The 7,549-nt window shown below is 59.5% G+C and carries 6 protein-coding genes and 1 pseudogene; 1 reads left to right on the top strand and 6 read right to left on the bottom strand.

Annotated elements, in window-relative coordinates; genetic code table 11:
* The 3 genes and pseudogenes from EOA29_RS42735 to EOA29_RS42140 all read right to left on the bottom strand — a co-directional run.
* Positions 1 to 350: insulinase family protein (locus EOA29_RS42735; protein ID WP_245468363.1), on the bottom strand; the 350-nt coding region annotated here is incomplete at its 3' end.
* 72 nt (positions 351 to 422) lie between these two features.
* Positions 423 to 1,727: pseudogene (locus EOA29_RS02095) on the bottom strand (pitrilysin family protein); the annotation flags it as partial.
* A 274-nt stretch (positions 1,728 to 2,001) separates the two neighbouring features.
* Positions 2,002 to 2,244 (bottom strand): hypothetical protein, encoded by a 243-nt coding sequence (locus tag EOA29_RS42140; protein WP_148670022.1) that lies wholly within the window; start codon positions 2,242 to 2,244, stop codon positions 2,002 to 2,004.
* A 1,165-nt stretch (positions 2,245 to 3,409) separates the two neighbouring features.
* On the opposite strand from EOA29_RS42140, the gene EOA29_RS02090 reads away from it, so the two are divergent.
* Positions 3,410 to 3,622, top strand: a complete 213-nt coding sequence (locus tag EOA29_RS02090) for a cold-shock protein (protein ID WP_008874821.1) — start codon at positions 3,410 to 3,412, stop codon at positions 3,620 to 3,622.
* A gap of 222 nt (positions 3,623 to 3,844) precedes the next feature.
* On the opposite strand, the gene EOA29_RS02085 is transcribed toward EOA29_RS02090, so the two are convergent.
* The 3 genes from EOA29_RS02085 to sctV form a co-directional block, all read right to left on the bottom strand.
* On the bottom strand, positions 3,845 to 4,315 hold the full coding sequence (locus EOA29_RS02085) for a MucR family transcriptional regulator (protein ID WP_029354830.1): 471 nt from the start codon (positions 4,313 to 4,315) through the stop codon (positions 3,845 to 3,847).
* 466 nt (positions 4,316 to 4,781) lie between these two features.
* On the bottom strand, positions 4,782 to 5,315 hold the full coding sequence (locus EOA29_RS02080; RefSeq protein WP_101918715.1) for a tetratricopeptide repeat protein: 534 nt from the start codon (positions 5,313 to 5,315) through the stop codon (positions 4,782 to 4,784).
* A gap of 53 nt (positions 5,316 to 5,368) precedes the next feature.
* On the bottom strand, positions 5,369 to 7,432 hold the full coding sequence (sctV, locus tag EOA29_RS02075; RefSeq protein WP_127220143.1) for a type III secretion system export apparatus subunit SctV: 2,064 nt from the start codon (positions 7,430 to 7,432) through the stop codon (positions 5,369 to 5,371).
* Between the last annotated feature and the right edge of the window lie 117 nt (positions 7,433 to 7,549).

Genomic DNA, 7,549 nt, shown 5'->3' with positions numbered 1-7,549 from the left:
ATGTCGGAGACAATCTCGGCGCGGACGCGATCGATCGGCCCCTGGTCGAAGCGCGGCGCGTTGAGTGCGAGCCGAAGCAGGCCGAACGCGGCGTCCTGCTGTTTGGGAAGCATGCACACCGATCCGCAGATGTAGTGTCTTTGCGCCTCCAAACCCATCTCGGCGCCGGCATCGTCGAGCTTCATCTGGAAGGCATCGCTGTCGTAATTACCGGCGCCTTCGATGAACAGGCCGGCCATCAGATTGGCCATCCCCTCCTTCCCGACCGGGTCCTGCCTGATGCCGCCGTTGAAGGCAAAGCCGATGTTGACGATTTCCACTGTGTGGTCCTCCACCAGCCAGGCGATCATGCCCTTTTCGGACTTCACCTCCTGGATGTTCATCGCAGCATGGGGCTGAGCGCCGAGCGTCATCTCTTCATTCTCCGTCTTGGGCAAGAGATAGCCCGTGGTCGAACGGTCGAACGCGAGATAGCGGGCGGCAACTGCTTTGATTTGCGCGGCGGTAACCCTGCGGATGCGAGACGGCCGTTCCTCGACATCTTTCACGGTGCCGCCGGTGGCCAGCGTCGAGCCGTATATGCAGGCGAGGTCGTCCTGGTCGTCTTCGGCAAAGATCATATCGCGCACAAAGCGCTCCTTGGCCTTGCCCAGTTCCTCGCTGCTGACACCATCCTTGGCAATGCGAGCGACTTCGGCAGCGGCCGCCGCTTCGAGATCGGCCAGCTTGGCATCGCCGCGCGGCGCGCCATAGATGGCGAACCTGGTGTCGTCGAGCATGGTGCCCTGGAAATAGGCGCAGGCGCTGGAAGCGATACCTTGCTGGACAGCGAGCGCCTGGTAGAGCCGGCTGCGGTTACCGCCGCCGAGGATTTCGGACAGCAGGTCGAGCGCTTCGGCCTCGCCCGGCTTGGCGGTATGGTAAGACGGCACCACCCACTGCGTCGAAAAACTGGGCACGCTGACGCGGGCGTCGGAGAGCGTGACGGTGCGCCTGGTGTTCTGCTCGGGCTCAACCGGCCGGATGCGCGGCGGCAGGTCGGGCCCGCGCGCCACCTTGCCATAGGTCTTCTCGGCCAGCACCTTCACCGTCTCCGGCTCGACATCGCCGGCCACGATCAGCACGGAGTTGTTGGGCCAGTAGTATTTTTCATAGAAGGCGGTGGCGTCGACGCGGTTCAGCTGCTCGATCTCCTGCATCCAGCCGATGATCGGGATGCGATAGGGCTGGTTCTGCCACAGCGTCGCGTCGATCTCCTCATGGAGCACGTCCTGCGGGTTGGTGTCGGTGCTTGAGCGGCGCTCCTCGATGACCACGTCGCGCTCGGTCTTGACGACATCGTCGGTGAGGATGAGGTTTCGCATTCGGTCGGCCTCGAAGCTCATCATCAGCTCGAGCGCCGACGGCGCCACTGTCTGATAGAAGGCGGTGTAGTCGGAGGAGGTGAAGGCATTTTGCGAGCCGCCGATCTCGAACACTGCGCGGTCGAATTCGCCGGCCGCATGGTTGGTCGTCGCCTTGAACATCAGATGCTCGAAAAAATGGGCAATGCCGGATTTGCCCGGCGGCTCGTCGGCGCTGCCGATCTTGTACCACACCATGTGGCTGACGATCGGCGCCCGGTGGTTGGGAATGACGACCACCTCCATGCCGTTGTCGAGCACGAAATCCGTCGCCTTGCCGTCCTCCCATGCGACGGGGACCGGAGCCGTCCTCGCGCCGCCCAACTCGGTCGCAACGGACGTCCTGCGAAGCCCGTGAGTGCGGGGCTTGCTTCTGATAGGGAGAGTGGGATTATGGGCTGGGTTCCTGGCAAAGTGATTTGTTCCTCATTTTGAAGGCTCTATGTCTCCCGACGCCTATTGGGAGAAAGTGGATCGGCACGCGACGCCGAGCCAGATGAGCCGTCAGCGTGTTGCCGGGCCTGACGCGGGCCTCATCTTTGGATGCGTCCGGGGAACGTTCGGCAGTATTTTGGTGGGGCCATGGGAAGTCTGCTCGTTATCCATTGGGTGTTTGCGGATACCTGAGCATGCGCCGTGCCAAGTAAGAAAGCCCCGATTTGCAAGGTTTGATCCAACCTTGATACTTGCGATATCCGACATTGTCGGGCATCCGACAGAAAGCGCCTTTCGCCGGCGCGCCGGCTACGGCGCTCGCCTCCTCCGGCGTGACGACGATCCTTTGGCGGGCGCCGCGCACACCGATCTGCCCGCCTATCAGCACCGCGACATCGAAGGACAACGCGATCGTGAATGATGGGTCTTACGCAAACATGCAGCAGTGCCACCGCCATCAGGACTTCATCCGCCCCTCAAAGCCCCGAGCGCGAGGGGACGACGTGTAAGGCAACATGTCATCCTCGACAATGATGCCGCGCATAAAGAGGTAAGGTCCCTCGTCGTACCGGCGAGCCCCTTCGCTGGGTTCGCCGAGGGTCTGGTTTGCGAACGTCGACCGACAGCATCACGCATGGGCGGCCGGATCGATAGACAAGCATTGACCGTGCCACCAGCGCATTGAGGGCAGCGCAGAGTCCAATTGGCCTGTGCCAGCCGGTATGTTGGAGCTTCAAGTGTGGCCAGCCAAGCGGGCTGAGGCCATGGAACTCCTGATATCCTGGACAGTCCAGATTGCAACGCACGACGCCTTTGGTCATCGCCCGAACGTTCATTGACGCTCAGCGAAGCTTGCGTCATCCGGACGATCTGGGAAAAGCTTGGCGGGGCCGGCGCCTTCCCAGGCGCACGGGACGCGCGACGACCCATGTGGACCTTGGATTTCACTCCGCACCTACGCTGCTTTGGCCTTGTCAGCAGCCTGGGCGGCATAGCTGAGTCCCGCCCTTGCTCAATCTGCCAAACCATCTCGCTCACAAGCGATCGGGTGGTTTGTGCCGTCTGAACGCGCATTGTCAACTTGCCGACAGTCTGGGGTTCCGAACCCGACAGTTGATTCAAACCGACAATGGCCCGCCTCAGAAGCAGGCAACCGCGCTTCGTAGCAGGCCGAAGCTAATCGAGGTTCGCGGGTCTCGGTTTGAGTGTGCAGTGTCGCTGCGCGCCTGATCTTTCGGTCTGATGACAAAAACATCGTCATTTTGGCCGACGATATCGGTCAGGAGCGGGTATTGCGGTCGAGCAGCGACCCAAGCACGTCCACAAGATGTGCCGAGTTTGCAGGGTTGGGTCATTGTTTCTGTCGACGTTTGAGCGACAGCGCACGACGAAACGTCTGGCATACGCCTCGTCTGGCACGCGCCTCGCATGTGTGGCAGGTGCTGCTGGAGATCAGGCGGTCGAGTGGGCCTTGCAATTTTCCGATTTTGCTGCGCCTAAAGTCTCGTGTACAAATCAGGCTGGCGTGAATGGCCTGCCTAAGTTGCGACTTGTTACAAAGGAATGGATATATGGCGACTGGAACGGTGAAGTGGTTCAACAGCACCAAGGGTTTTGGTTTTATTCAGCCCGACAACGGCGGTCAGGATGTCTTTGTCCACATTTCCGCTGTTGAACGAGCGGGCCTGTCGACCCTTAATGAGGGCCAGAAGATAAACTACGAGGTCGAACAGGATCGCCGCACCGGCAAGTCCTCTGCAGGCAGCCTCAGCAAGGCTGGCTAACGCGTGCGGCAAGGATGCGGCATACTCCGAACGCATTGACCGGCTCGAAACCCGGCCGGAGCATGCAACCAGGTAATGCCGCGGCAGCGATTGCTGGAGCCGTCGCGAATTCCTCTGGAATGAGGCTCTTGGACGGGAAAGGCGGGGCTCGTCCCCGCCTTTTGATTCCGCGCAGATTGGGCCTACGGCTGCCGCGCGTCCCGAACGACTGTTGATACGGATTTAGGCTGCGACCTTTTTGCGGGTCCGTTTCGCCGGCGCCGGCACCGGGGCTTCCGGCTCTTTCGGTTTGCGGCCGAGTCCGATGGTCTTGGCCAAGGCGGAGCGCGTAGCGGCGTAATTCGGCGCCACCATCGGATAATCCGACGGCAGACCCCATTTGGCGCGATATTCGTCCGGGGTCAGACCATAGTGCGTCGACAGATGGCGCTTTAGCGATTTGAATTTCTTGCCGTCTTCAAGGCTAATGATGTAGTCCGGTTCGATCGACTTTTTGATCGGGACAGCAGGTTTTTTCACAGGCACAGGCTCTTCTGCCGGTATTAGTCCGGCCGTGCCTTTTAGAGCCCCGTGCACTTGGGCGATCAGGGCAGGAAGCTCCCCCGCCGGGACGGGGTTGTTGGAGACGTAGGCTGATACAACATCGGCAGTGAGCTCGATGAGGATGTCGGTGTTGTGGGCTTCTTCTGTCATAAACTTCTCCGGGCAGCTTGAAACACAGTCGGGCGAAGTGTCGCTACATAGTGGCGGTTGACGCTGAAAGCAAATGGATCGACGGGTGCGCTGCTCCCCACCATTGAAGTCTCGGGGAAGTATCCCGTCATCGTCCATCGGCCTAGAGGCAGCGTATTGCATTATGGGAGCGGTCGCGCCTGCCCCAAGTTAGAGGCAGGCATTCGCGCGTGAATTAATCAAATCCATCCTGAGCGTATCTCGCGTGGCAACCACGAAGGCGCTCTGGCAACGAAGCGAGGCGGATGGCCTTGCGGGTGGCCGAGAGATGTCATCCGGCTCTCCTGCCGACCTCTGCCGGCCAGATCTGGAGCAACAGCTTTGCGCAGATATGGCTCTCTTCAGAGGCCATCTATGATGGGAGCCGAGCGCGTCTCGAGCCGGGGAATAGGCTGCACATGCGCTGTGCCCACCTATTGCGATCGTGCTAACCTTGGCTGTTCGGACTTGCCGTTAAGGCAAGCGACAGATTGAAGTTATGCTGCACCATCTGATTCCCTGGCTCGGTTTCGAGAGCTCGCCGATACAGGGCCTGTGCCGCGTCATGCCGCCCCTCAATGTCCAAGATCACGCCCTTCGCATTCAATGCACGTACGTTTGCTGGGGCTGCAACCAAGACGCTGTCGAGCACCTCAACCGCTTCGTGCGGGCGCTTCTGGGCCACCAAGGCTTTTGTAAGCCGTATCGCCGCATCAACATTGTCCGGGTGCTGCTTCACCTCATCCCGCAAAGCCCGCTCTTGAACATCCTGACCAACTTCGCGCAAAATGCGTTCGCGCATAGCCGGATCGATTTGATCGGCGCTGAGCAACTCTGGGGAAGATGTCTCCTGCACGGAAAGAGCGGGCTTTTGCCAGCTGGCGCAACCGCCCAAAGGCAGAATGGCGAGTACGGCAAAAAGAAGTGAGCTCCGGCGCAGAAACATAGGCGATGGAGAAACTGTATTTCTAACGAATTTCATATTATCTCTCGGTTATCAGGGAGGCGGGTCGCGTTCAGTTAGGAAAGGTGGAACTACTCTAACAATCCGCTGTTCGATCCGTGCGGGAGTTTGACGGATCCTGCCGGGCGAATTGTAAAGTCGGAGGCGAGGTCTTGATAAGACAGCACGGCGAGATCGATCCCGTTTCGCGTCAGAAAGCCGCGGACGAAACGTCGGACATCCATTGACGTCAACAGAATAGGGCGGGTTTGACCCGGTTCTGTGTTCGAAAGGACCTGACGTATCTGTGATAGCATCGCTTCGCTTTGCCGATCCTCCAGTGCGAGATAGGGGCCTGCATCCGAATCTCGAACCGCGCCACGCATCACATCCTCGCTCTCGCGTTCGACGACCAGGGCGGACACGATGCCCTCGGTGTTGGCATAGCGGTGGCAGATCTGTCGCTTCAAACCAGAACGGACATATTCCGTCAGCAGGGCAACGTTTTGCTCACGCTCGCTCCATTCGGCCAATGCCTCCAACACGAGACGGGTGTGGCGGATTGGGATACCTTCCTCCAGGAGGCGGCGCAGAACATCGGCAATCCGAGGAATCGGCGTCGTGCGCAGCACCTCTTTCACAAGATCAGAATATTCCTGCTCCATTCGGCCCAGGAAATGTCGGGTCTCTTGGATGCCCACCAATCGCGGTGCGTAGCGGGTCAACGTTGCATGGACGCGCAAGGCGAGGAGTTCGCCGGGAGCCCAATGCTCCGTGCCGGCGCCCGTAAGGGCCTGTGCAGGGGTATGTTCGACCGGGAGTCTGTCCGTTTTCGGCTCACGCCTAAGGGGGATACCGCTCGAGTCGACGTGCGCTACATCGGCTCGGAGCGTCATCTGGCTTGGATCTATCGCGTCCTGTTCGACTGGCACGCCCTCGACATCTATCCGGAATTGCGATGCAGGCAGCTGCTCGTCAACCAAGACAGGGATGCGGGGAACGATAATGCCCAGATCGGCTGTGACCAGGAGCGAAACGCGCCCAATATGTTTTTGCAATTCGGCTTGATCGATCGCCTGCATAAGATTTGGCGCTAAAAAAAATGCGATCGGGAATTCCTTCGCAGGCGCGGCTTGCTTAGGCTCCGCTGCAGTTCCATCTTTCGCATCGGCAGTGCCGGCGCCCAGCACATCAGCCTTGACAATGCTTACCGCAGCGAACACTGCGGCCAGCATCAGAAAGACGGGGAGGGGAAACCCAGGAACGAACCCCATCACGACCAGGACGCCGGCCGCCAGCCGCAAGGCTCGAGTACTGGCCGTGAGCTGACTGACCATTTCGGTACCGAGGTTGATCCTCGCCGTCCCAGTCACACGGGTGACGATGGTCGCCGCAGTAATGGAGAGCAGAAGGGCCGGAATCTGCGATATCAATGCATCGCCTATCGTCAGCAGAGTATAGTGATGCAGCACCTCGCCGAAGGACATGCCCTTGGAGAGCAGACCGATCGAAATTCCACCCAGCATGTTGATGCAGATAACCACCAGCCCGGCGATGGAATCGCCCTTCACAAATTTCATCGCGCCGTCCATCGCGCCATATAGTTGGCTTTCCTTCTCCAATTCGGCGCGCCGCCGGCGGGATTCGTTGGCATCGATGTGGCCGTTGCGTAGCTCTGCGTCGACCGCCATTTGCTTGCCCGGCAGAGCATCCAGCGTGAAACGCGCCGCCACTTCTGCCACCCGTTCGGCACCCTTCGCGAGGACCATGAATTGCACCATGGTGACGACCAGAAATATGACGAAACCCACCACGATATTGCCTGAGATGACGAAATCGCCAAAGGTATGAATAATGCTGCCGGCCTCCCCCTCGGCCAGGATCAGTCGCGTCGTTGCGACCGTCAGCGCGAGACGGAAAACAGTGGAAATCAAAATAACGCCGGGCAAAGAGGAAAAATCAAGTGGAGTACTGACATACAGGGCAACCATCATCAGCAGTATGGCCAACCCCATATTGAATCCTATCAGTGCGTCGACCACCACGACCGGGATAGGCATGACCATCATCGCGACAGCCAGAAGCAGCATCAACGCAACCATTAAATCCGGGCTGGCCGGCGCACGCTTGATGAAGTCACGCAGGACGTTGGCCATCGAGACACCTTTGCAATCGGTTGAGACTTACTCTGCTGTTACGCCCTGAAACGTAGCTTTCGAACTCCGAAGGCGCCTCGGCCTTGGCCAGCGCGTGACCCTGCATGAGAGCCACAA

This window comes from Mesorhizobium sp. M1E.F.Ca.ET.063.01.1.1 (assembly GCF_003998155.1).
Taxonomy (GTDB): Bacteria; Pseudomonadota; Alphaproteobacteria; order Rhizobiales; family Rhizobiaceae; genus Mesorhizobium.
The sequence above is the reverse complement of the archived record's forward strand: the minus strand, read 5'-3'. Positions and strand labels throughout refer to the sequence as shown.

Excerpts from the sequence above, each read along its gene's own strand:
- EOA29_RS02090 (WP_008874821.1), top strand. The coding sequence starts at position 3,410 with ATGGCGACTGGAACGGTGAAGTGGTTCAACAGCACCAAGGGTTTTGGT.
- EOA29_RS02085 (WP_029354830.1), bottom strand. The coding sequence starts at position 4,315 with ATGACAGAAGAAGCCCACAACACCGACATCCTCATCGAGCTCACTGCC.
- sctV (WP_127220143.1), bottom strand. The coding sequence starts at position 7,432 with ATGGCCAACGTCCTGCGTGACTTCATCAAGCGTGCGCCGGCCAGCCCG.
- EOA29_RS02080 (WP_101918715.1), bottom strand. The coding sequence starts at position 5,315 with ATGAAATTCGTTAGAAATACAGTTTCTCCATCGCCTATGTTTCTGCGC.